Origin of the sequence: Brytella acorum (genome assembly GCF_029309905.1) — a bacterium.
Taxonomy (GTDB): Bacteria; Pseudomonadota; Alphaproteobacteria; order Acetobacterales; family Acetobacteraceae; genus Brytella; species Brytella acorum.
On record NZ_JARBJP010000006.1, the window covers coordinates 180,717 to 204,568 of the forward strand.

22 protein-coding genes and 1 pseudogene are annotated in these 23,852 nt (G+C 59.9%); 14 read left to right on the plus strand and 9 right to left on the minus strand.

What is annotated here, in order from left to right:
- Positions 1 to 154 precede the first annotated feature (154 nt).
- From PWM43_RS11275 to PWM43_RS11305, 7 genes are all read left to right on the plus strand, one after another.
- Positions 155 to 1,384 carry a PepSY-associated TM helix domain-containing protein gene (locus PWM43_RS11275; protein WP_289842608.1) on the plus strand — a complete coding sequence of 410 codons (1,230 nt, stop codon included), beginning with the start codon at positions 155 to 157 and terminating at the stop codon, positions 1,382 to 1,384.
- On the plus strand, positions 1,381 to 1,626 hold the full coding sequence (locus PWM43_RS11280; RefSeq protein WP_289842609.1) for a hypothetical protein: 246 nt from the start codon (positions 1,381 to 1,383) through the stop codon (positions 1,624 to 1,626). The genes PWM43_RS11275 and PWM43_RS11280 overlap by 4 nt, the downstream gene beginning before the upstream one ends.
- Complete coding sequence (exbB, locus tag PWM43_RS11285; protein WP_289842610.1) at positions 1,623 to 2,351, plus strand: tonB-system energizer ExbB; 729 nt, start codon at positions 1,623 to 1,625, stop codon at positions 2,349 to 2,351. Before PWM43_RS11280 ends, exbB begins: the two co-directional genes overlap by 4 nt.
- A gap of 6 nt (positions 2,352 to 2,357) precedes the next feature.
- Positions 2,358 to 2,813 (plus strand): TonB system transport protein ExbD, encoded by a 456-nt coding sequence (gene exbD, locus PWM43_RS11290; protein ID WP_289842611.1) that lies wholly within the window; start codon positions 2,358 to 2,360, stop codon positions 2,811 to 2,813.
- The gene (locus PWM43_RS11295) at positions 2,810 to 3,664 is read left to right on the plus strand and encodes an energy transducer TonB family protein (RefSeq protein WP_394356071.1); all 855 of its coding nucleotides are present in this window, start codon (positions 2,810 to 2,812) and stop codon (positions 3,662 to 3,664) included. The genes exbD and PWM43_RS11295 overlap by 4 nt, the downstream gene beginning before the upstream one ends.
- 46 nt (positions 3,665 to 3,710) lie before the next feature.
- Positions 3,711 to 4,229, plus strand: coding sequence for a Fur family transcriptional regulator (locus tag PWM43_RS11300; RefSeq protein WP_289842612.1), 519 nt, complete (start codon positions 3,711 to 3,713; stop codon positions 4,227 to 4,229).
- 91 nt (positions 4,230 to 4,320) lie between these two features.
- Positions 4,321 to 7,545 carry an efflux RND transporter permease subunit gene (locus PWM43_RS11305; RefSeq protein ID WP_289842613.1) on the plus strand — a complete coding sequence of 1,075 codons (3,225 nt, stop codon included), beginning with the start codon at positions 4,321 to 4,323 and terminating at the stop codon, positions 7,543 to 7,545.
- A gap of 78 nt (positions 7,546 to 7,623) precedes the next feature.
- Here the strand turns inward: PWM43_RS11305 and PWM43_RS11310 are convergent, their stop codons facing one another.
- A complete protein-coding gene (locus tag PWM43_RS11310) occupies positions 7,624 to 8,448 on the minus strand; it encodes an AraC family transcriptional regulator (RefSeq protein WP_289842614.1) in 825 nt (274 codons plus the stop codon).
- A 191-nt stretch (positions 8,449 to 8,639) separates the two neighbouring features.
- Here PWM43_RS11310 and PWM43_RS11315 point away from each other — a divergent pair, with 191 nt between their 5' ends.
- Complete coding sequence (locus PWM43_RS11315; RefSeq protein ID WP_289842615.1) at positions 8,640 to 9,839, plus strand: FAD-dependent monooxygenase; 1,200 nt, start codon at positions 8,640 to 8,642, stop codon at positions 9,837 to 9,839.
- Positions 9,840 to 10,022: 183 nt separating this feature from the next.
- Here PWM43_RS11315 and PWM43_RS11320 read toward each other — a convergent pair whose 3' ends face one another.
- The 4 genes from PWM43_RS11320 to PWM43_RS11335 are packed head-to-tail and all read right to left on the minus strand — an operon-like array spanning position 10,023 to position 13,082.
- Positions 10,023 to 10,337 carry an antibiotic biosynthesis monooxygenase family protein gene (locus PWM43_RS11320; protein WP_289842616.1) on the minus strand — a complete coding sequence of 105 codons (315 nt, stop codon included), beginning with the start codon at positions 10,335 to 10,337 and terminating at the stop codon, positions 10,023 to 10,025.
- Positions 10,322 to 11,158, minus strand: coding sequence for an ATP-binding cassette domain-containing protein (locus tag PWM43_RS11325; protein ID WP_289842617.1), 837 nt, complete (start codon positions 11,156 to 11,158; stop codon positions 10,322 to 10,324). Before PWM43_RS11325 ends, PWM43_RS11320 begins: the two co-directional genes overlap by 16 nt.
- Positions 11,155 to 12,165, minus strand: a complete 1,011-nt coding sequence (locus PWM43_RS11330; protein ID WP_289842618.1) for a FecCD family ABC transporter permease — start codon at positions 12,163 to 12,165, stop codon at positions 11,155 to 11,157. The genes PWM43_RS11325 and PWM43_RS11330 overlap by 4 nt, the downstream gene beginning before the upstream one ends.
- On the minus strand, positions 12,162 to 13,082 hold the full coding sequence (locus tag PWM43_RS11335) for a heme/hemin ABC transporter substrate-binding protein (protein ID WP_289842619.1): 921 nt from the start codon (positions 13,080 to 13,082) through the stop codon (positions 12,162 to 12,164). Before PWM43_RS11335 ends, PWM43_RS11330 begins: the two co-directional genes overlap by 4 nt.
- A gap of 155 nt (positions 13,083 to 13,237) precedes the next feature.
- On the opposite strand from PWM43_RS11335, the gene PWM43_RS11340 reads away from it, so the two are divergent.
- The 3 genes and pseudogenes from PWM43_RS11340 (at position 13,238) to PWM43_RS11350 (ending at position 17,278) form a co-directional block, all read left to right on the plus strand.
- A complete protein-coding gene (locus PWM43_RS11340; protein ID WP_289842620.1) occupies positions 13,238 to 15,394 on the plus strand; it encodes a TonB-dependent receptor domain-containing protein in 2,157 nt (718 codons plus the stop codon).
- A gap of 22 nt (positions 15,395 to 15,416) precedes the next feature.
- Positions 15,417 to 15,713 (plus strand): annotated as a pseudogene (locus PWM43_RS11345) (IS5/IS1182 family transposase); the annotation flags it as partial.
- A 476-nt stretch (positions 15,714 to 16,189) separates the two neighbouring features.
- The gene (locus tag PWM43_RS11350; protein ID WP_289842621.1) at positions 16,190 to 17,278 is read left to right on the plus strand and encodes a CatB-related O-acetyltransferase; all 1,089 of its coding nucleotides are present in this window, start codon (positions 16,190 to 16,192) and stop codon (positions 17,276 to 17,278) included.
- 605 nt (positions 17,279 to 17,883) lie between these two features.
- Here the strand turns inward: PWM43_RS11350 and PWM43_RS11355 are convergent.
- The gene (locus PWM43_RS11355) at positions 17,884 to 18,678 is read right to left on the minus strand and encodes an NAD(P)H-dependent oxidoreductase (RefSeq protein ID WP_289842622.1); all 795 of its coding nucleotides are present in this window, start codon (positions 18,676 to 18,678) and stop codon (positions 17,884 to 17,886) included.
- A gap of 102 nt (positions 18,679 to 18,780) precedes the next feature.
- On the opposite strand from PWM43_RS11355, the gene PWM43_RS11360 reads away from it, so the two are divergent.
- Positions 18,781 to 19,698, plus strand: a complete 918-nt coding sequence (locus PWM43_RS11360) for a LysR family transcriptional regulator (RefSeq protein ID WP_289842623.1) — start codon at positions 18,781 to 18,783, stop codon at positions 19,696 to 19,698.
- Here PWM43_RS11360 and PWM43_RS11365 read toward each other — a convergent pair.
- Both PWM43_RS11365 and PWM43_RS11370 read right to left on the minus strand, forming a co-directional pair.
- Positions 19,688 to 20,278, minus strand: coding sequence for a hypothetical protein (locus tag PWM43_RS11365; protein ID WP_289842624.1), 591 nt, complete (start codon positions 20,276 to 20,278; stop codon positions 19,688 to 19,690). The genes PWM43_RS11360 and PWM43_RS11365 overlap by 11 nt on opposite strands.
- 340 nt (positions 20,279 to 20,618) lie before the next feature.
- Entirely contained in the window at positions 20,619 to 21,320 is a 702-nt protein-coding gene (locus PWM43_RS11370) for a pirin family protein (protein ID WP_289842625.1), read from the minus strand.
- 181 nt (positions 21,321 to 21,501) lie between these two features.
- Between PWM43_RS11370 and PWM43_RS11375 the strand changes: the two genes are divergently transcribed.
- Positions 21,502 to 22,422 carry a LysR family transcriptional regulator gene (locus PWM43_RS11375; protein ID WP_289842626.1) on the plus strand — a complete coding sequence of 307 codons (921 nt, stop codon included), beginning with the start codon at positions 21,502 to 21,504 and terminating at the stop codon, positions 22,420 to 22,422.
- Positions 22,423 to 22,562: 140 nt separating this feature from the next.
- Here the strand turns inward: PWM43_RS11375 and wrbA are convergent, their stop codons facing one another.
- Positions 22,563 to 23,162: an NAD(P)H:quinone oxidoreductase gene (wrbA, locus tag PWM43_RS11380; RefSeq protein ID WP_289842627.1), complete on the minus strand. Its 600-nt coding sequence runs from the start codon at positions 23,160 to 23,162 to the stop codon at positions 22,563 to 22,565.
- A gap of 183 nt (positions 23,163 to 23,345) precedes the next feature.
- Here wrbA and PWM43_RS11385 point away from each other — a divergent pair, with 183 nt between their 5' ends.
- Positions 23,346 to 23,687 (plus strand): transposase, encoded by a 342-nt coding sequence (locus PWM43_RS11385; RefSeq protein WP_394356074.1) that lies wholly within the window; start codon positions 23,346 to 23,348, stop codon positions 23,685 to 23,687.
- The last annotated feature ends 165 nt before the right edge of the window (positions 23,688 to 23,852 follow it).

The following is a 23,852-nucleotide window of genomic DNA, read 5'->3' on the forward strand; positions in this document are numbered from 1 at the left end:
GCCATCATAATCGTCTTGAAAGACGAGAGGCCTGTATCAGGCGGGTCAGCTTACGGGCTGACAGATTAAGGTGAGACAGGGCAAAGATGGGACTTTACAACCGTCGAGAATGCGACTCATTATCACGCTCATCTGCGGAGGGTGACTGAACGCCATGACCACCACGACGCTGCGTCGCTGGTTCGTCGTCCATAAATGGACGAGCCTGATCTGTACGCTGTTTCTGCTGGTCGTATGCGTCACCGGGCTGCCGATGCTGTTCTCCGAGCAGATCTGGGACACGTTCGTCGGTGACGACGATCCACCTTACGAGGTTCTGCCGCCCGGCACGCCGAACACCAGCTTCGATATCATGGTCGCGAAGGCGCGGGCGATGTTTCCCGGTCAGATCGTCACCAGTGTCAATCCGGACGACGACGAGCCGGCGGTGCTGGTGTCGATGGCCCCAAGCTGGCAGGCGCTCAAGGACGACGAAAAATATCCGGATCGAAATTCGGGGCACTGGATCAAGTTCGACGCCCGTACTGCGAAAGTGCTGAAACAGTCTCCGCTTCCCGATGCGCCGAAGAAGCCCCGCACCTGGACCGGAATCATCCTTGGCACGGCGACACGCCTGCACATGAATCTGTTCGCGGGTCTGCCCGGCGCGCTGTTCATGGGCGTCATGGGCGCTCTGTTCGTCGCATCTCTCGTCTCGGGAACGGTGCTCTATGGACGCTATATGAAGCGTCTGTCTTTCGGCACGCTGCGCCGGGATCGGGCGGTGCGCCTGACATGGCTGGATCTGCACAATCTGCTGGGCACGGTCACGCTGGCGTGGGCCCTGGTGGTCGGCTTCACGGGCTTCGTCAATGAATTGCAGACGCCGCTTTTCGGACTGTGGCGCATCACGGATGTCCGCCAGATCCTCAAGCCTTACGTCGGGCTGCCGGAAGTATCACAGGCGAATCTGTCCTCGGTGCAGGCGGCGTTCGACACGGCGGCGAAGGCCGCACCCGGCAACGAGGTGACGGGGCTGTCCTACCCCGGCGCGCCGTTCGGCAGTCCGGTGCATTACGTGCTGTGGACGCATGGCGCGACACCGTTGCGCGGGCGGCTCTTCACGCCGGTTCTGGTGGACGCCCGCACGGGCGCGCTGACCGGGGCGTACCCGATGCCGTGGTATCTGCGCTTCCTCGAAATCTCCCGTCCGCTGCATTTCGGCGATTACGGCGGGTTACCCCTCAAACTGCTCTGGGCGTTGCTGGATATGGTTGTGATCGCCGTTCTTGTCAGCGGCGTCGTACTCTGGGCCGGGAAGCGCCGGATCGCGACGGATGTGCGTCTGCGTGCGCTTGGCTTTGATCTGGAGAACGTGCCGACACCCGGGGAGGCAATGCAATGAACGCCACTCCGCCGATTCCGCCATCCCTGTCCTCCGCATCCCGCGCGCCTGTCGCGGTCTGGCCGTGGCCGATGGCGCTGGGTCTGCTCACGGTGTTCGGGCTGCTGTCGGCGCTCCTGGGGCAGCATGGCGTCTGGCTTGCGCTGTCCTGGATCACACTTTCCGTTCCCCTCGTCGTGACGCTCGCCTGCCTGATCCGGGCCTGGCGTCGCGCACCGTCTGTCAAAGGAGGTCCGTCATGACCCCGATATCCTTCTCCCCGTGGGAGATGTTCCTCACCGCAGGCCCGGTCGTACGTGCCGTCATGACCCTGCTGGTCGTGGCTTCGCTGCTGACCTGGACCGTCTTCATCGCCAAATCCGTCGAGTTTTTTCGCCTTCGCCTGCGGCTGGCTCGCGCGGAGCGCGTCCTGACGGAGGCCAATACGCTCACTCTCGGCGAAGAATGGACGCGTGATTATGGCGGTATCGCCCATAATCTCGTCATGGCTGCCGCGGCGGAGCGTCAGCAGTCGCAGGACATCCTCGAAGACCGGGAGGGCCTCAAGGAACGTATCGTGCTCCATCTCGAACGGCTCGAAGCGGCCGAGGGCCGCCGCCTGATGCGCGGCACCGGGCTGCTGGCCACCATCGGCGCAACGTCGCCTTTCATCGGGCTGTTCGGGACGGTCTGGGGAATCATGACCTCGTTCACCGGCATTGCGGCGGCAAAGGCCACCAGCCTCGCCGTGGTGGCGCCGGGCATCGCGGAAGCGTTGCTGGCCACTGCGCTGGGGCTGGTCGCGGCCATTCCGGCGGTCGTGATCTACAATCATCTGGCTCGTCAGTCCGCCTCCTGCCGCGCGCAGGTGGCGGATCTGACATCACTGGTCATGCGGCTGGTCTCGCGTGATCTCAGCCGCATGGGCCTGCCGCTCGTAACCGGTCAGGTCGTGCGCTTCGACGCACGGGCCGTCACGGCGGAGTGACATGTCATGATCCGCATCCGCCACGCCGACGAGACGCCGCACGAGGCCAGCGAGATCAACGTCACGCCCTTCATCGACGTGATGCTGGTGCTGCTGGTGATCTTCATGGTCACGGCCCCGCTGACCACGGTGAACGTGCCGGTGGACCTGCCATCCTCATCCGAGAAGCCGACGCCACGCCCGGACGATCCGGTGTTCCTGACCGTCAAAGCCGATCATGGTCTGGCGCTGGGCGAGGACACCGTCGCACCGGACGGCTTGGCGTCCGCTCTCGCGGCGGCAACCAAAGGTAACAAGGACCAACGCATTTTCCTGCGTGCCGACAAGACGGTCGATTACGGTACGCTGATGGGCGTTATGGATAAGCTGCGCGCCGCCGGATACCTCAAGGTCGCGCTGGTCAACCTCCAGGGCCAGGAAGAAGGCAGCGCGGCGGGTCTCACGCCAGGCGGCACACCGTGAGCAGTACCACGCATATCCCGAGCAACGCGCGTCCGACCGCCTTTGTCGACTGGCAGCGCGACCAGCTCCATAGGGCAGGGCGTGAGGACGCCATGCGCTGGGGCCTGTCCTTCCTCGCAGTGCTGGCGGTCAGCGGCGGTATCGTTTGGTACGTCATGCGTCTGCCGTCCCCGATCATGGCCGTCCCGGAACCGCCCCCGGCTGCCATTGCCATCGATATGGCCCCGGAACCGGTTTCCGCGCCGACCCCGCCGACGGATCAGCCGCCGGGGCCGCAGCAGACGCAGTCCATTCCCGACCCGGCGCCCGTTGAGCCACCCAAGATTACCGCGCCCCCATCGCCCGCGCCCAATCCGCCTGTTCCGGTGCCCAAACCGGAAAAGCCGCAGAAACTGGTGAAGAAACACAAACCGGTGCCAATGCTCAAAAAGCCGATTCCGGACAGGACGCCACCTGCCGAGGCAACCACGGCGCCTCCGTCGTCAGAGGCACCTCCCGCACCGAGTCAGGCGGCACCGGCACCAGGCGCATCGTCGTCACAGGCATCGCATGATCCGGTGACCTGGCAGGGAGCGCTGTTGGCGCAGCTTGAAAAGTTCAAGCGCTATCCGTCCGACGCCATGGCCGATCATCAGGAGGGCGTTCCGACGGTGACCTTCACCATGGACCGAAAAGGGCATGTGCTGTCCGTTACGCTGGCGAGCAGCTCCGGCCATGCGCTGCTGGATCAGGAAGCAGTGGCTCTGCCGAAGCGCGCCGATCCTCTTCCGCCACCGCCCGACAGTGTCACCGGCGATCCGGTGACGCTCACCGTGCCGATCGAGTTCTACATCAAATCCGACAGGAACTGAGGTTTTCCGCCCATTCGTTATCCAGGATCGTGACAGGATCAAAACCATGCTCGTCTTTCCCGAACACCGCCGCTCACCTCCTGACGTCCAGAAAATCCGACCCGGCATGGAGGCCAGTGGCAGGCTGGTACGGCAGATCGAACGACGCTGTCGCGCGGTGGGCTTCAAGATGACCGGTGTGCGGCGCGTTCTCCTGCATGGTATTCTCGAGGCGGGCGAGGGTGCCACCGCTGTCGAGATCTGGAAGACGCTGGGCATGATGATCGAGGGACATGTCCCGAGCCATGGCTCACTCCAGCGGAACCTGAACCTCCTGGTCGAGCATGGCGTGCTGCATCGCGATGTCGGCGCGGACAGGATCTGGCGCTATCGCGTCGCGCCGAAAGATGGAACGATGGGGATGGCCGTCACGTTCGTGGAAGCCGACACCGGTCGGGAGATTGCGTGTGATGCTCCGGAGGTCGCGATCCTGCTGCGTCGCATTGCCGCCCGGCATGGCCTCGCGGTGCGCGAAGCCTCCATCACCGTCGCCCCGTCACCGCTCCACGCCGTGGAGGCTCGCTGAATCCCAGAATATTTTTCGCCCGACCGCTGAAAAGCCGCCGCAGTTGATCGTCTTATAAACAGAGCCCTCCCGCGGGGACGGGGCATTCCCTTTGAGCTTCATCGCCTTTTTCATCCGTCGTCCGGTTGCGACCACGCTTTTGCTGCTGGCAGCCGTGCTGTCGGGCCTTTTGGCCCTCCCGTCGCTGCCGGTTTCGGATCTTCCGGATGTCAGTGTCCCGGTCATTTCAGTCTCCGCGAGCAACGCCGGGGGCACGCCGGAGGTTATGGCACGTACGGTCGCCGCACCCTTGGAGCGCCATCTCGGCACCATCGCTGGCGTCACGCAGATGCAGTCGGTTTCCACACGCGGCGAAACCATGATCTCGCTGGGCTTCGAGGTCGGGCGCGATCTCAACGGCGCCGCGCGCGACGTCGAAGCGGCGATCCGTGCGGCGCGGGCGGATCTGCCGAAAACACCAGGTTCCGACCCCAGCTATCATCGCGCCAATCCGAATGCGACGCCGGTGCTGATCCTTGCCGTCACACCCGGAATGATGGCGATGCCGCGTCTCTATGATCTGGTGAACGTCACGCTGCGTCCCATGCTGCTCCAGGTGCCGGGGGTGGGCGATGTCGAACTCCTGGGCAGTTCGGCGCCTGCCGTGCGCGTGGCCATGAACCCGCTGGCCTTCTTCAAATACGGTATGGGTTTCGAAAACCTGCGCGCGGCACTGGCCTCGGCCAACGCCCATGCGCCGAAGGGCGTCATCGATACGCATGGCCAGCGTTTCCAGCTGGCAGTCAACGACCAGGCGGAACATGCGGTCGACTACCGAAATCTGATCATCGCATACAAGAACGGCCGTCCGGTCAGGCTCAGCGACGTCGCGACCGTGAGCGACAGCATGCAGGACGTCAACGCCGCCGCCTTCTTCGATGGCAAGCCAGCCCTGACGCTTCTGGTGCGCGCCCAGCCGGGAGCCAATCTGCTCGGCCTCGTCGATGCGGTGAAAGCGCGCCTTCCTCGTCTGCGCATGCTGATGCCACCAGGGGCGAACGTCGCCGTGGCCCGGGACGGCTCCGTCGTGATCCGCTCATCCCTGCATCATACGGCCATTACCCTGCTGCTCGCATGCGTGCTGGCGCTGGGCGTGGTCTGGGCGTTCCTGCGCTCCGCTACCGCGGCGCTGGCAGCGGCGATCGTCGTGCCGTGCTGCCTGATCGCCAGTCTCGGCCCGATGCATCTGGCCGGGTTCGGGCTGGACAATCTCTCGCTCATGGCCCTGACCGTGGTGACGGGACTGGTCGTCGATGACGCGATCGTGGTGATCGAAAACATCATGCGCCATCGCGCTCTCGGTCTGTCGATCGAGGAGGCGGCGATCATGGGTGGAAGCGAAGTGGTGTTCACCCTGCTGTCCATCACGATCTCGGTGGTGGCGGTATTCGCGCCGATCGGTCTTGCGCCCGGCCTCACCGGGCGGCTGTTCGGGGAATTTGCGGGCACGGTCGGGATCGCGGTCACAGTGTCTCTGGTCCTGTCGTGCACGGCGACGCCGTGCCTGACGGCCACCTTTCTGCGGCTCTCCGACGCGTGGCGGCCCGCGATGAGCCGGAGCGCGCCTGCCCCGAGGAACAATCGGCCAGCCAGTCTCTATCCTCACATACTGGATCTCTGTCTGCGACACCCGGGCAAGACGGTGCTGCTGCTGCCGATGACGCTGCTGGTCGCGTTTGTCCTGTTCGTCCGTATGCCGAAGATCGTGTTTCCGAAACAGGATATCGGTATCGTTTCGGGCGGTTCGCGCGCCGACGGCGCCACGCTGGCCGATACGAAGGCGCGCATCGCGCGCTTCAGTCGCGTCATGCTGTCCGATCCTGGCGTCTCGCATGTCGTGGCCTATCTCGACACCTCCGAGGGATCGAGCCATGGCATGGTCTTCGCGACCCTGCGCGATATGGCCGACCGTCAGGACAGCGCCACCACGATCGCCCGGCGTGCCGCAGTGACCATGCGGCACGAACGCCACGGCGAATATCACGCCCAGGCGCCCGGCAACCTGATGATGCGTGTGGGATCGAGCAGCTCCGGCCTCAGCTATATCCTGCGTAGCGACGACGAGCGTGTTCCCGGACCTGCGGCCCGACGACTGGCGCAGGCGCTGAAACGACATCCCGAATTCAGCGATGTCGACGAGGATAGCGATCCGCCGGACGAGAGCCTTTCCTTTATCATCAACCGTGATGTCGCAGCCCGCCTGGGTGTCACGCCGCAGGTTATTGGCTCGACCCTGTCCGATGCATTCGGGCAGATCACCGCTTCGGTCGTCTATAGCTGGCGCGGGCAGTATAATGTCGTCATGACGTTGCAGGAGCAGTTCCTACACGATCCGGCGCTGCTCCGGAATTTCTGGGTCAGCCCTTCCGGCGGTTCGGCTTCCGGCAGCGCGGCGTCGAACACGATCCGCGCGATCACGCAGGGAGCGGTCGGCGGGCCGTCCACGCTCGCAGCGGCAGCGTTTCGCAACCAGATCGCCAATGGGTTGGCTGGCGGCGCGACCGCCTCCACAGGGGCGGCGGTCGCGACAGGGACGGAGACGCTGGTTCCGCTTTCAGTGGCAGCAACGCTTGTCTCGACCCGCGATCCCACAAGCGTCACGCATCTCGGCTACGCCAGTTCGGCGTCCATCGCGCTGTCTTTGCCACCGACTCTCAGCGGTGTCCTGCAGAGCGATGAAGGGGACGCGGCCAAAAGCACGCGAGACAGCGAAATGCTGATACTGGGTGCAATCGTCGCGGTCTATCTCACGCTGGGGATCCTTTATGAAAACACGTTTCGCCCGCTGACGATCCTGTCCACCGTGCCTTCGGCAGGGATCGGCGCGGTGCTGGCGCTGGAGCTGTTCGGGTTGCCGTTCTCGGGCATGGCGGTCGTGGCGATGCTGCTGCTCACCGGCGTCTCGCTCAAGAACGCCATCATGCTGGTCGATTTCGCGGTGCTGGCACAGCGCATGCAGGCTCTCGCGCCCCGTGCGGCGATCCGCAAAGCGGCCCTGCTGCGGCGCCGGCCCATCCTGATGACCACCGCCGCCGCCGCTCTCGGCGCGCTGCCCCTGGTCGTCATGGGCGGTTACGGCATGGAATTGCGCCAGCCTCTCGGCATCGCCCTGATCGGCGGCCTCGTGGTCAGCCAGATCCAGACCATGTTCACCACGCCCGCGCTTTACGTGCTTGTTGCGCGCCTGCATGGCGTTTTTGGAGCTTGTCCGGTTCGGGACATGGAAAGAGGATTGGAGGCGGCCGAGCGTAATGCACCGAATGATCATGGTGAGTAGGGTTCATGCCATATCCCGTGCCGAAGGCTTTTCACTCGCATGGGGTATTTACGCCCCATCCGCGGCAAAGAAGTTCGACTATCCTCCCGACCTGTCGGCTCCGGAATACCGTTGCGCCATGTATCGCCCGGGTGGCGTGCCCAGCACTTTGCGAAACATGGTCACGAAGCTCGGGACGCTCTCGTAGCCCAGATCGTCGGCGACCTGCTGGATCGTCGCACCGCCCGCCAGCCACTTCACCGCAAGCATCACGCATAATTGCTGACGCCAGCGGTCGAAACTCATACCGGTCTCCCGAACGATCAGCCGGGACAGCGTTCGTGCGCTCAAACCGGCCCGGCTGGCCCAGACAGCTAACTTCTCCTGTTCGGCGGGCGCTTCGATCATCCGGTCGACGATCCTGCGCAGACGGCTATCGTCGGGCATCGGAAGATGAAGGTCTTCGGTCTTCGCCGCAGCGAGTTCGTCGAACAATACGTCCAGCATGCGCATGGTCGTGTCGCTCGTCTCGTAGTACAGCGGCAGTTCGGCGGCCCGGATGAGAAGTTCACGCAATAGCGGCGTCACCGCGATCGCTCGGCACGATCGTGGCGATGCTGGTCCAACCGCCGGGTCGATGAAGGCGTTATATCCCTGAAGCTCCCCGCTGGCGCGGATGGCGTGACGTGCGCCGCCAGGGATCCAGAAGGCGCTGCGCGGCGGGACGATCCATAGTCCTCCGTCCACCTCGCAACTGAGCGTGCCGCGCTGAACCAGCATGATCTGGCTTTTGACGTGGCTGTGAAAAGCCAGATCGATGTCGTCCAGACGTTCCGCCAAATACCCGTAGGTCACGATCCGACGCGGGACGTCGTCCGGTTCGATCCAGTCTTTCACCTTCGATGGTTCGGTCCATATCGGCATGACGCCATTGTCGAGGGTGAGTCAGTATATGGCAAGATCGAATAATAAATTGGCCAGACTTCGAAATGACGCCAGGCAGAGCGCGGTGGTAATTATCGACCGCGACCGCAGACTGTCCCGAGAGGAAAGCACGAACCATAAACGAGGTTCCTGTCGGCTTCTTCACGGCGCGATGATCGAAAGGAAGCTTCGTGAAGGCTCGAAAGAAAATTCTTATATGCGGTGCTGGCATAGCCGGTCCCGTATGTGCGTACTGGCTGCATCAATACGGCTACGACGTCGTCATCGCTGAAAAAGCGCGCACCCTGCGCGACGGCGGTCAGAACATTGACGTCAAGGGAGCAGGGCAGCAGGTCATCAAGATGATGGGGCTTGCCGAACGTATCGAGGCCAAGAACACGCGGGAGCAGGGCCAGAAATATGTCGATGCAACCGGCAAACTCGTCGCGGTTTTCCCGAAAGGGGCGTTTGCGACGCTGACGAGCGATTTTGAAATTCTGCGTGGCGATTTCGCACACGTCCTGTTCGAGGCCACGGCGGAGATCTGCGACTATCGATTTGAGACATTCGTGACCCATCTCGATCAGCGCGACGACGGCATCGCGGCGACGTTCAACGATGGTAGCGTAGAGGAGTTCGAACTGGTCATCTGTGCCGAGGGAATCGGTTCATCCACCCGGGAAATGATTCTGCCCGAGCAGACCAGCTTTCGCTACCTTGGCGCCTATATGTCGTTTTTTAAAATCAGGAAACGCCCGGAAGATGGCTTATGGGCTCATACGGTCAACGGTATTGACGGGACGTTCATCACGTTGCGACCTGGAAACGACATGGAAACGACCGTTCTGATCACATTTCCGCGGAAAAAGCCCGACCTTGCATGGGATGATCGGGCCAGTATGAAGAAACTGCTGCTCGATGCCCTGAAGGGCAGGGGAACGATTGCGGATCGCATCAGCGCGGAACTCGATACGGTGCGCGACTTCTATTGCGGACCGATGAGCCAGGTGCGGGCCTCGCGCTGGTCGAAAGGTCGATTTGTAATGGTGGGTGACGCCGCCTGCTGTCCGACGCCCTTCACGGGCGAAGGCACCGCCCTGGCTCTGGTCGGGGCTTATGTGCTCGCGGGCGAGATCAAGCGGTGCGCGGATCCTGCGGACGCTTTCGAGGCTTATGTAAAACGCGTCCGCCCTTATGCGGAAGCATCGCAAAACCGTATGAGCCCTGCCTTGATCCGCCTGCTCCATGTCAGGAGCGGGATCGCGATTGCGCTGACACGAGGTGTTCAGAAAATCCTGGCGAGCGGCATTGTCCAGAGACGGCTGAAACCCGGTGCCGCGCAGCGTGAGAGAAAAATCGCGGAAGATTTCGTGTTTCCTGATTACACATGAATTCCGCAGCCGGTTTTGTTTCGGAAGAACGACAAATTCGGGAAGGGATATGAAGCGAGGACTATAAAATACGGGCGACATGCCTGTGGCACGCCGGACATGTCGCCGGTTTCACGATCCTGCCTATAGAAAAAAGATATCACGGGTGCCGCACATGGCCGGACGAAGCCGTGTGCGGGAGCTTCAGGATTCGACGCTCTGTAGGACCTCGAACCCTTCGAAAACCGGCGGTCCAACCGTCAGTTTCCGGCCGTCCCCGGCGCTGGCATGGGCCTGGCGGAACTGTTCGGACTGCGTCCAGCCGATGAAGGCTTCATAGGAAGCCCAGACCGTGTGCGAGGCGTAGAGCGTGCTGTCCTCGCCGACCGGTCCCTTGAGGAACTGGAAGGACTCGAAGCCGGGGACTGTCTTCAGCAGGACTTCGCGGTCGAGCCAGCGGCGCTGGAACGCTTCTTCGCAGTCCGGAGCGACCCTGAAGCGGTTCATGGCAATATACATGGTGCTGCCTTTCTTTCTGTTTCCGACGCCTGAGCGGCGGTGATGTCATGTGGGACGACGAAGGGTCGGCCCGATCTATCGTGCATATGAACGCGGGGCGCCGCCACAGCGAAAGTCTCCTTCAGCATGTCCGGCGTCAACACCGCATGCGGCGGTCCTGTCGCGCAGACGCGACCCTGACTGAGGACCATGATCGAGTCGGCGCGGGATGCCGCCCAGTTCAGGTCGTGCAGTACGACGAGACAGCTACCGCCGCGCCGCGTATGCTCGCGCGCGATGTCGAGGACGAGGGCCTGTCGCGGCAGATCCTGCGCCGACAGGGGTTCGTCGAGCAGCAGCAGGCCGGGCGTATCCGACAGGGCTCCGGCTTCGAGCTGAGCGAGAACGCGCGCCAGATGGACCCGCTGCCGTTCGCCGCCCGAAAGGCTAAGAACGTCGCGTCGTGCGAAATCCGCGAGCCCGACGCGCCGGAGGGCCAGGGCCGCGAACGCATCGACCTGTTTCGCGGGAACGCCGCGCAGGCCGGTGCGCACGAGGTCCATGACGGGAAAGCGCGTGCGCAGAGGACTGTCCTGCGTGAGCATCGCGCGTCGCATGGCCAGACGCTCCGGTGTCATGTCTTTCAGAGGGATGCCGTCGAACGTGACGTCGCCCGCCTCAGGTTCGATCAGACCGCTGGCCACTCGCAGCAGCGTGCTCTTGCCTGCTCCGTTTGGCCCTACGACGGCGACCATGGCGCCGCGAGGAACCTCCAGCGAGACGGCGTCGAGCAGGAGCCGGGAGCCTACCCGACATGACACGGCTTCGAGGCGCAGTGTCATGACGGTGCGTCGCCGCGCTCTGCACGTGCGAGGAGCCACACGAAGACCGGCGCACCGATCGCCGCCGTCACCACGCCGACCGGCACATCGGCCGGAATGGCCACGATGCGCGCGATCGTATCCGCGCATACCAGCAGGATCGCGCCCAGAAGCGCGCTGCACGGGAGCACCACGCGATGATCGGGGCCGGTCATGAGCCGAACGAGATGGGGCACGACCACGCCCACGAAACCGATCACGCCCGCGAACGCGACGACAGGGCCGGTCGCGAGCGCCACGCCGAGCATGGCGAGACGCTTGGAGCGCTCGACCCGGTATCCCATCAGGGCGGCGTCGGTGTCGCCCAGAAGCAGGGCGTTGAGCGGGGTCGCCAGCACGCCGATCAGAACGGCCGCGACGATCAGAAACGGCATCAGAAGGCCGATCCGTGTCCATGTGGCGCCTGCCAGGCTACCCATCGTCCAGAATGTCAGATCGCGCAGGGCCGTGTCGTTGGCGCGGAAGATCAGGATACCGGTCAGAGCGCCGGAAAATGCGCCGAGCGCTACGCCCGCGAGAATGACGGTGTTCGTCGACATCACGCCGTCACGCGTCGAAAAACCATAAAGCAGCGCCGTGCTGGCAAGGCCGCCCGCCATGCCGCCGAGCGGGACGGCCCAACTGGCAAAGAGGCCGCCCAGTCCGAGGACGATCACGAGCGCGGCCCCCAGCGCCGCACCGGATGAGACGCCGATCAGGCCCGGATCGGCCAGCGGATTGCGGAACAGTCCCTGCATGACGGCACCTGAAGACGCGAGCGCCGCGCCAGCCAGCATCGCAAAAGCGACGCGTGGCGCGCGGATCTGGGTGATGACCAGCCGCGCGACGTCGCCCGAAGCGTCTGTTCCGAAAACGGCTCCAAAGCCGAGACCGGTCGCGCCGATAGCAAGCGCGCCGATCCCTGTGACAAGAAGCAGTCCGCACAGGATGGCGATGATCGTCGAGGACGAAAGAGGCGCAACCCTCATGCGGGCTGGGACGCAATCATCTTCGCGAGATCAAGGGCCGCCTGTGGCGTCCGCGGGCCGAAGCCGAGCAGGCGCTCGCCCTCCATGGCGATGATCGCCTTGTTCCGGCCCGCCGGGGTGAGGCCGAAGCCGGGATCGGCCAATAAGGCAGCGCGAATGACATCGGCGTCCTGGCTCATGGTGAGGATGACATCGGGACGCAGCCCGATCAGGGCTTCGTCCTCGACGATCTTGTATCCCTGCATGGCGTGGCCGGCGTTCAGGGCGCCCGCGAGACCGATCACGGCGTCCGCCGCCGTGCCGGTGCCGGCTGCGAGCGCATGACCGCCGGTCATGCGCATGACGAACAGGACGCGCCGGGTCAGCGGGTGGGTGGCCCGCCAGTCTGCCAGCGCGCGAAACCGGGCATCGATTGTCCGGCAGAGCGCGTCACCCTGCGGCTGGGCGCCGACGAGAGAAGCGAGAAATCGCGTGCGGCCGACGATCGCCTCGGCCGAAGGCGTCGCATCGACGAAGATCACGGGCGTCCCCGATGCGACGATCTGGTCCATGGCGGCGGGAGGGCCGGCGTCGTTCATCGCCAGGATCAGGTCCGGTCGCAGCGACAGCGCACCTTCGGACGAAATCATTCGCATATAACCGAGCGATTTCTTGTCGTGCAGCGCCTCGGGAGGCCATGTCGATGTCGTATCGACGGCGATGATTCGATCCGTGGCCCCAAGAGCATATAGCGTTTCGGTAATCGTGCCGCCGATGCAAGCGATCCGCTGACTGCTGCGCAACGCGACCCTTCGCCCCCGACAATCTGTGACGATCCGTTCAGCCGCACTCGCGGGCACGAGTGGTACGGCAGCCATGCCGAGCGATCCCAGTGCTGCGCGGACGAATGTTCGTCGGTCCAGAAAATGCTGTGCCATGCGGGGAGGATCTCCAATGGATCAGGACAAACGGCGGCATCGGAAACCGGTGCCTCAAGGTGATACATCGTCGCGATCTGTATTGCAAATAGGAATCGTTCGCACTAGGAATCGCTTCCATCGTTTTGCTGAAATTCACGACAGGATATTGCCCCATGTCCTCCACCCGCCGTCTGCTCTTCTGTTCAGTCGCCTCTCTGGCGCTCAGTTCGCTGCCCGTCGCACAGGCGTCTACATCGCAGGATGGGAGCGGTGATCGACCCGCGCGTGCGGCGTCACTGTCCACACGATCGCAGCTCCGCAGCCATGCCCCGATCACACTGCCGAAGGTTCGGGTGAGGGGAGACGGATCGGTGACGGTGCCGCAGGCGTCGTCGAGTCTGTCACGCGCCGATATCCAGCGGGTCCAGCCCAACGAGCCCTATGCGATTCTCACCGGCCTGCCGGGCGTTTATTTTCAGAATGATGGCACGCCATCGCTGGCCGTCTCGATGCGCGGCATGCAGGATTTCGGGCGGGTCAATGTGATGATCGACGGCGCGCGCCAGAATTTCCAGGAAAGCGGGCATGGCGCCGATGGGAGTGTCTATGTCGATCCGGCCCTTCTGGCCGGGCTCGAAGTACGTCGCGGCACGGTCGCGACTGGCGACGGCGCAGGCGCGATCGCGGGAGTCATGAATCTGCACACGTTCGATGTCGACGATCTGGTCGATCCGGGCAGGCGCTACGGCGTGCTCGGTCGTGCTCTCGGGGGCACCAACAATTACGACGGGTCCGGTGTCGTCGGTGCGGGCGCGCGGATCAATGACTGGCTGGGCGTCGCGGCGGCGTTCAGCATGCGGAGTTCGGGTGATTACGAGGACGGCAACGGCGATCGTGTGGCCCACACCTTCCAGCGCCTGCAATCGGGCCTGTTCAAGATCGACATCAAGCCGGGAATCGACCAGACCCTGAAGCTGGGAACGGTGATCTATCACAACGCGTTCGGTGTGGGCTCCGAGGGGATCGCCACCGCCGACAGCGTTCAGAACGATACAGGCACGATCGACTACCGCTTCACCCCGCGCGACAACAAACTCGTAGCCCTGCATGTGAAGGGCTATGTCGTCAGTACCAGCATGGCCAACTATACACCGTCCTTCATGGGCGTGAGCGTGGCGGCGGCGGACCTCACGCATTACGGTCTGACGACGCTCGGTTTCGAGGCGGACAACACCACCCGCCTGCGTGGCGGCCCGATCGATATCGCCCTGAATTACGGGGGTGAATATTACCATGACAGTGTCCGGACCACGGATCAGACCGGCTATATTGGTGCCACGCCGAGCGGTGGCCGAAGTGTCGGCTCTGCCTTCACGCAGGCGACGCTGGGCTGGAAGATCGTCCAGCTGACGGGCGCGCTACGCTACGACAGCTACGGCCTGTCAGGCGGAGGGGTGAACGAAGCGGGTGGCTTCACGAACGCGGTCGCGGGACCGTTCCACGTCGGAAAGGGATCCGATGCGGTCAATCCGAAAGTGACGCTGGCCATCAATCCCGTTCGTGGCTTGCAGATTTACGGCAATTACGGACTTGGTTTCCGGCCGCCAGCCACGACCGAGACGCTTTATTCCGGCTCCCATCCGGGACTCGGATTTCTGAAGTTCATCCCCAACCCCGCGCTCGATCCTGAGCGGACATACGGGTGGGAAGTCGGTACGAAACTGAATTACAGCGATATTCTCGCCGACCATGATCATCTGGAATTCAGCGCCGATTATTTCGACACACGGATCAAGGACTATATCGGACAGACTCTGGTCGTAGGGGCTCCCGCCGCGGGATCTTACATTCCGACTTATGGCTATTTTTTCCAGAATATTAGTGGAAACACCCGAACGAGCGGCGTGGAGGGACAGGCGAAATACGACTCCCGTCTCGTTTTCGCGACTCTCTCTTACACGAATACCACCACGAAGCTGCCGGGGCCGGATTACACGGGATACGACCAGATGGTCACTACGCCGCCGCGTTCCGTGATGGCCGGCACGCTGGGATTTCACCTCCTCGACGACAGGCTGACGCTGGGTGGACGCATTCGGGCGGCGACGCACACACTCGGCCAGATGAGCAGCGATTCCGGGGTCGCCGCGCTGCGCGCCGGCTACGTAGTCTTTGATCTGTTCGGCTCTTATCAGATCACGAAACGGCTACAGCTTTTCACGAGCGCCGATAACGTCACGAACCGACAATATTACACCAGCGCGCTGGCCTCGATCCCCAACCAGGGGCTGACGGTGATGAGCGGCCTGAGTTTTGCTCTCTCGCGCTGAACCCGGTTGAAAGCGGTCATTAGCTCTTCTCAGCAGCCTGCCGAAGGCTCAATGACTGCTGGCGGATCAGAGTCGCGACGCCGACCGGTTTCGTGACGCTCGTCAGGCGAAATGGATCAAGCCTTGCATCCTGGGACGGAAAAATCCTGCGCTCGCCCCGTCAAGCACGACAAGCGGCGCTATAAACGCCGCAAACGCATCGAGATCAGCTTTGACAGCCTCCAGGACTGGAGGTGAGCCGCCACGCGCTACGATAGGTGTCCGACAGCCTTCTTCTTCGCCATCTGTCTCCGCTGCCACGCTCCTCTTCTGGTTATGAGATCTGAGCCTAACAGATCGCGTTGAGCCGCTCAGGTTCCTCGACGCGTGCTCGGGTCGAGTGTCGGCAAGGCGTATCCATCAGTTCAGAATCTGCGCGTCCGGTGCTGGATTAAGGTTAGATACACGGAAAACAATGGGAGAGATGCAACAGGCAGATAATGCCTGGGCGACATTTGGGATGCAAATTGCGCGGTCAGCGTGATGAGACATGCCGCGAGCGTTATAGTGCGGACTCCCGCGATTATGCAGGTTGAATTTGTAGACTCTTTTTGAAAAGGGGATAATTTCTAAGCGTAGAAAAAAACAAAAACAAGCATATTTTTATTTCTGTAAAGCTACTCTAAAACAAATTTCGTGATATTATTCAATTAAAACTATGAGGTGTTAATTATATCGAAAAATAAATAATGCTATTATGCTCGAAAATAGCAGACATTCTGAAGTTTATAAAAATTCTTACCCAAGGAGGAATAAGTGGAAAAAGAAGTTGAAAAAAACATACTTAGGAATTTGATGAATAACACCGTGTGGATATATGGAACGTCTTCAGGTTATACTTTTGGTTCTTTTTTTAAATTCAACGAAGATGGTACGATTTCGGGGTATCGACACCCGATTGAAACATCTTGGGGCGTAGAAGATGGAAAAATTGCCATTTTTAGTGATCGCGGCGAGACGAGTATTTTATTTAATGTAAATATAGAAAATGGGTCCGTAATAGAACTTTATGGTAAGTTCTTGCTCCATGATGAGGGAAGTGAGCTGAGAGTATTAAAAAAATCTGATCCCGGCAAGGATCATTACCCTCTATTGCTATCTTGGTCAGAAGATATGGAAAACTTCTGTGTCGACAACCGGGTATTTCTCGCTCCAGGATTCAATATACGAGGTGTTATACCATTCGGTTCCAGCGTTAGATTTGATCATAAAATTCTTGTTGAACCTTATGCATCTTTGCCGCGAGACGGATTTTGTAGCATGGGGGCCTTTTCTTACTCCGAAAGTAAGCTCGCTCAGAATTTCGTCATCGGTCGGTATTGCAGCATCGCTGAGCGGGTCCGTCGCATGGGAGATGACCATCCTTCAAAGCGTTTGACTACAAACACTTTTACATACGATCATATTTGGGAGAAACTCGCACGAGAAGATTTCGGCCAAGATTTTAAGATAGAAGACTATCCCGTTGAACATCCGATTTGTGCGCACATAGAAAATGACGTTTGGGTAGGATCAGGCGTATCAATTAAGGACGGCGTGACAATTGGCACCGGGGCGATTGTTGCTTCCGGAGCAGTGGTCACAAAAGATGTTCCCGCCTATGCAGTAGTGGGCGGGGTTCCAGCCAGAATTATCAAGATGCGCTTTCCTGAGGACCTAATTGAGCGTCTGCTTGCATCCAAATGGTGGGAATACAAATTTACTGACATCCCTTCATGCTGGTCCGACGTCCCACGGACATTGGACGAATTGGAAGAGAAGGCGGGAAAAGGAGAAATTATCAAATTTCTTCCCGAGAAAATAGATCTGGTGAGTGAATTTAAGCGTCTATCTTTGGGCGCATAGTAGGAATTGTAATGGACCGCCAGCACTGATCGGTCCGGGTTTATCGTTAGGTGGTGCGGGGCCCGTTTCCAGCGTAGCCGCTCGGCGACGCCGGAAACGGGATCGTTCCGGGTCTGGCGCTCGGTTCAGCTCGACCGGAAAGCCTCAAAATCCCCAGTCTGGGAAAACGCGTCGAGTGGGCCATCCCGTCCGCTCACCCGGACACGAATTCAATCAGATCAGTGAAAACACGGGTCGTCGAAAAGCAGATGTCCTCACAGTTCCAGAATGAGTTTGATTTCGACCCACGCCATCCGACGCCCGCATTCGCCTGAGTGCCAGATAATCGGATAATGAACTCTACCGCCGCCATCGTATCGACCACGCGACGATGGGCCAGGTTGCGGTGCCGAGGAATGCCGGGCAGGACGAAAGCACCAGTGGCGAGCCGAAATCCAAAAAGCCGAATAGTGAAACTCCAAATTGCCCTTAACGACTTCGCGTGCCCGTACGTCTGCGGCTACAGGAAATTTGCCGGAGCGAGGAAAAGCGTCACGGAGCAAAGAGTTCCTTCTCCGCAGACACTGAGGTTTCGCACTGAGTTGCCGACGCACTCTCGATTTCTGTTATGAGGGCTCTGGTTCCGCGATATGCAGGACGAAACGTACGGCCCCTGGTGTTTCCAGGCCGGGTTTCAGTTCCATCGTCGGGATCTGATAGTCGCCGTCGTTCTGCTTTCGGTAGGGGATCGGCCCCGTCGTCGCAAGCGTGCGCATACGCTGCCGAAGTTGTTCGGACACAATTTCAAAGCGTGGTTCGTCCAGACGATCGACCCGGTAAGCTACGAAAGGCGGCAGCACCGTGAAGCCTGGATAGAACAGGATGCCATGATTGATGGGAAACAGCAGATCGTCGATCTGGCCGTTGATCCCTCGCTCGGAATAATGCTCTGGCCAGCCTCCGGCCGTAACAATCAGCATGGCGCGCTTTCCCGCCATCATGCCCTCGCCGTAGCGGTCGCCCCAGCGACGATCGCTGTGCTCTCCAACGCCATATGCAAAGCCGCAGGCATAGACGCGGTCGACCCAGCCCTTGAGAATCGCGGGCATGGCGAACCACCAGAGCGGAAACTGGAGAATCACCGTGTCGGCCCAGCGGAGTTTGTCCTGTTCCGCTTTAACATCGTCCGTCAGACCGTCCTTCGCGAATTCACGGGAAGATGCTGACGCCACTTTCAGGCGTTCGCCAGACGGCATATTTGGAAAGTCGCTCCTGTCGACGGCTGCTTTCCAGCGCATGGCATAGAGATCCGAAACTTTGACCTCGTGCCCCTGCGCCTGCAGTTCGGCGATGGCGGTATCGAGTAGGGCACCATTGAGGGAGTGTCGTTCAGGATGCGCGAAGACGATCAGGACATTCATGAGCGGGCCTTGTTATTGCGGGAAACGATTCTTGTTCGCCAAGACTAGGGGATGGGATATTCTTGTCCCATATGGAGATAGCGGAAGGTACCGTGCCGAAAAATGGAACAATCCCTGATTTCGCTGGAGCGAATGCGAACCTTCGTGCGCATCGCCGAAAGGGGTAATTTGGCCGCCGTTGCGCGGGAAACCGGCGCCGGGCAATCGACGATTACGCGGCATCTGCGTGAACTCGAAGACGCTCTTGCTGTCTCTCTACTCACGCGCACGACGCGCCGCACCGCGCTGACGGACGAAGGAACACGGTATTATGCGCATTGCGTACACATTCTTTCTCTCGTCGAGCAGGCGAGCCAGGAAATGCGCGAAACGCGGCAGGCGACGGCCGGGACGGTGCGTATTTCCTGCACCGGTGCGCTGGGTGTCCTGCATGTCGGTCCTCTCATCTATGCTTTTCAGGACCAGAACCCCGGAATACGGCTTGACTTCGGCCTGACGGACGAGCGGGTCGATCTGGTGCGTGACGGGGTCGATATCGCCATCCGTCTTGGCCCTCTGAGCGATTGTGCGATGAAACTACGCTCTCTGGGCGCGAGTCAGCGCGTACTGGTTGCGTCCCCCGAGTGGCTTGGTCGCAACGGTCCAATAAGGCGCCCGGAGGACCTGCGTGACCTTGAAGGCGTGCGGATGTCGCGTGTGCATGGATCGGAGCGGTTGGTTCTACGAAGCCCGAAAGGCAGAAATCATGTCGTTCCGTTCCATGGTCGGTTGATCGTCGATCATGGTTTGGCGGCTCGCGATGCGTTTCTGGCGGGGCGAGGCTATGGGCCTGCCCATCGCTGGCTGGTGGAGGACTGCTTGCGGGATGGTCGTCTCGAACATGTGCTGCCGGACTATATGCTGCCGCCTGTGTCGCTGAGCATGCTGATCGCGCCGGAACGGACGAACCTGACCCGGGTCCGTCTCTGCGTGGATTTTCTTGCAGATAGACTCAGCCAGGTCGCCGGCATCAGTCGGTGATAGACCGGGATCTGGCGCGACTTTCCACCTGCGCGCGCACCGAGGCTAACATGCGTCTTCGGATGAGCCCGCTGACGGGCCGGATGAGATACCAGTAGGGCGCAAAACGCCGTCGTGTCGCTGGCGTGGGGCAGAAGACACTCGTCTCGGTCGTGAGGCGGTGTGTCCCGCGTGTCAGTGGCCGAAGTGTGTAGGACAGCACAAGCTTGCAGACGTCCTGACGTGCGCACACCCGGAAATCTTCTACCGAGGGGCAGGGGAGCAATCCGTAATCGGCTTCCCAGAATGCGCCGATCAGGCCGAAAGCAAGGGCGTTGTCCCGATCACGCCCGAGAAAGGTAAAATCGTCCCGGTCGAAGGGTGGCCGAGTGGTTCGTCCCAGCATACGTGCGGGCAGTTCCCGCAATGCTATGGCGGCACGGACGAGTGGGTCGTTTTTCAATCGATAATCGTCAACGCAATCAAGAATGAACCCGGGAGGAGCGAGAATATCGATGCGGTGCCGTTCTCGAAAGTCGATGTGAGGAAGAAGCGTCTCAATCCAATTCGCGGGAAGCTGTGTGGCGCCGTCGTCTCTCATGCGTCACTGCCGGGTGTCGGCACGAATGCTGGCAGCAGTGCACGGACACGCTGGATCACACCTTCATGTGCCAGCGTGAAATAGGGAAACAGGGCGCAATCCGCGATGGTCATCAATGTCTCGTTTCGTCAGGACCGACCTCAAGGGGCAGTCTTGAATCGCAGTCTGTTACTCAACCGAATCCCAGAATCCGATAAATTATCACTGTAATCTAAAGTAGGGGGCGGCATCATTTGATTCACGCCGTACATAGCGGTCCTTCGGGCAGGTATGATGTCGCCCGTATTTACATGGTATGCGACAAGAAACGAATATTTTCCGTTATCGCTGCTCCTGGCGTTTACGAAGCCGTATCAACAAGGACCATTTCGGCGTCTGCGAGTGCCTGAACCTTCAGGATATCCGTGTCTGAGATCGCAGCGCCATCACGCTCGCTTACGGTTTTGCCTTCAATCTCCACAGATCCTTTGGCGACTACGAGATAGGCAAGTCTTTCAATACCAAGATGGTATTCGGTGGTTTCTCCTTTTTTCAGCGCCACACCCAGCACACGTGCATCGGTATGAATGGAGAGGGCATCGACGTCACTCTGATAACCGGATGCCAAAGTAACGAATTTTCCTGCGCGGTCGTCTTTCGGAAAAGTGCGGGTACCCCATGACGGTGCATGACCCGCGCGGTTTGGCATGAGCCAGATCTGGAAGATACGAGTTGTCGCACCTTCCAGATTATATTCACTGTGTCGGATTCCCGTGCCAGCCGACATGACCTGAACGTCACCGGCGATAGTTCGGCCCTTGTTGCCAAGACTGTCCTGATGCGTGATCGCACCCTCCCGGACATAGGTGATGATTTCCATGTTTTCATGCGGGTGGGTGCCGAAGCCAGTTCCGGGCGCGATCGTGTCGTCATTCCAGACGCGCAGAGCGCCCCAGTTCATCCGGTTGGGATCGTAGTAATTCGCGAAGGAGAAGTGGTGCTTTGCATCTAGCCAACCATGGTTGGCGTGGCCGAGTTCATCGAAAGGGCGAATTTCAATCATGATCAGTTTCCACTGGGTAATCGTATATTTTCTTTCGGGATCAGATTATCCGCAGACCCCAAGAGGGTATACGGCAATCATAGAAAACTATCGTTTCTGATTTTGACACGCAAAATGACGACAGGCTTCTGAAAGAAAGATATGGAAATTATAACCATCAACTATTTCCAGGAACACTGTCATGCGCCTTCCAGATTTTGAAGCATGGGCCATTTTTGCAAAAGTGGCCGAGCTCGGTTCATTCGCCAGAGCGGCGGAAGATATCCAGCTTTCAAAGCCTACTGTTTCCAAAGCGATAGGTCGTCTGGAGCAGGCACTGGGAGTGGCACTTTTTAACCGTAACTCCCGCCACCTTTCCCTGACAGAAATGGGACGAACACTTCTGGGGCACGCCAATCGTATCCTGGCTGAAGCAGAAGCTGCGGAAACAGAGGCCAAAGGCGGCACACAACGTCCATCTGGGCTTATCAGAATTGCGGCTCCCATGGCATTTGGCATCGGTCACCTCTCCCCCGTTTTACCCGCATTTCTTGCGCGATATCCGGACATTGATATTACGGTCGATTTCAGCGATGCGCTCGTGGATCTTGTGGCCGATGGGTATGATGTTGCTTTGCGGATTGCTTCTCTGGCAGATTCATCCCTGCGAGCTCGCAAACTTTGTGATGTCCGATTATTGCTGGTGGCAAGTTCCGACTATCTGGATCGGGCGGGACGTCCTGATCATCCTCGTGATCTGGAGACGCAGAAAAGTTTCGTTTACACCAATACGTCTGCACCAGGAAAAATTCGGCTCCGGCAGGTTGAAAACGGAAGTGAGTTTGTGCTGACACAAACATCTCGCTTCCGGGCTGATAATGCTGAGGCCTTTCTACCGTCTCTGACGGCAGGGTTGGGTTTTGGTCTGTTTCCCGAATTCATGGTGGGAGACGGGCTGGCTTCCGGCCGGTTTGAACAGCTCCTGCCAGATTGGGAAGCTCCATCCATCGCTCTGTATCTTGTCACGCCGTCCAGTTCTCTCAGACCGGTGCGGGTCACTGCATTGCTTGACTACCTGGTGGAATGTTTTGGTCAGCCGAGATGGTTGGGGTTGGCGAGATAGGCCTGTCGTTTTGATACGTTTTTCATGGATGCGTGCGCAGAGGTGAATACGCAGAAATATAATGGTCTGCAAAAGAAACTTCCCATGCCAGTTTGGAGCCGGCACGGGAAGAAGAAACAGAACAACGACGTCCTGACGTATTACTGGCTCAATTTTCTTGCGATACCTGCCACGTGCTGACCAAGGAATTTTGCGCCGTTCAATTCATTGACACTCGGCTGGCGTGATCCATCACCAGCGGCAATAGTGGTAGCGCCATAAGGTGAGCCGCCAGTGACTTCATCCAGCTTGAGCTGTCCTTGGAAGCTGTATGGCAGACCGCTGACGACCATACCATGGTGGATGAGGTTGGACATCAGGGAATACAGGGTTGTTTCCTGTCCACCATGCTGGGAGGCGGTTGAGGTGAAGACGGCGCCGACCTTGCCAATCAGTGCGCCTTTGAGCCACAGACCACCCGTCTGATCCCAGAAATTCGCCATCTGGGCTGGAAGACGCCCGAACCGTGTGGGCGCGCCGATAATAATCGCATCATAGCTAGGCAGTTCGTCCGTTGTCGCAATCGGTGCGCTCTGCTCCGTTTTAAAGTGGTGCGCTTTGGCGACGTCTTCAGGCACGAGTTCAGGAACCCGCTTGATGTCAACCTCAAGGCCCGCGGCCCGAACACCTTCGGCTACAGCACTGGCCATTGTTTCTATATGCCCGTAAGACGAATAATAAAGAACAAGAATTTTAGCCATCTTGGGATCCTCCGTTATTGTTGAAAGCAGTTTCCGTAAAGTATTCAGAAACACCATGACGATACGTCCTGTGTTAAAGATGGATACGCAAAAGGCGGAAACACTTGGTTTCCGATTTTGGTATCTAAGGCTTGTCAGGTCTTGAAAGACGGGCAAGGCGCGTCACTCATTGTGATGAACATGATGCAGCCTGTCTTTTCCGATGATGCGTGGTTGGTCTGGGAACCTCTGATTGAGGCAGTCCGTCCGAAAGGGAAAACGTCGCCGCGCGACATGCGACGGACCATATCAACGATTTTCGGGCGGCATCAGAATGGGGCGCAGTGGCGATCCATCCCGTCGGAGCTCGACCCATGGCGGACCGCAGCCCAACTCTTTAGTCGCGGGGCGAAGGCTGGAATGTGGCAGGGCCCTCTTCGAACGGGTGAAAGACCCGGACCCTGCTTTGGGCATGGTGTTCCTCGGCGGCACGCACATTCGGGCTCATTACAGGCCCGCAGGAGCGACCAAGGAAGGGGAAATTAGAGGACGCCGAGACGGTCTTGAAGCACTTGACCATCGGCATCGCAGCAGCAGGTCATCTCAAGACTTAACAGGTCCTAGAGCACGTCCACTTTATTCCGGCTCATATCCAGCGGCTGTAAAGAAGTTGGCGCATTCGTCAGGAGTGAAAGCATCCAGGACTGATCC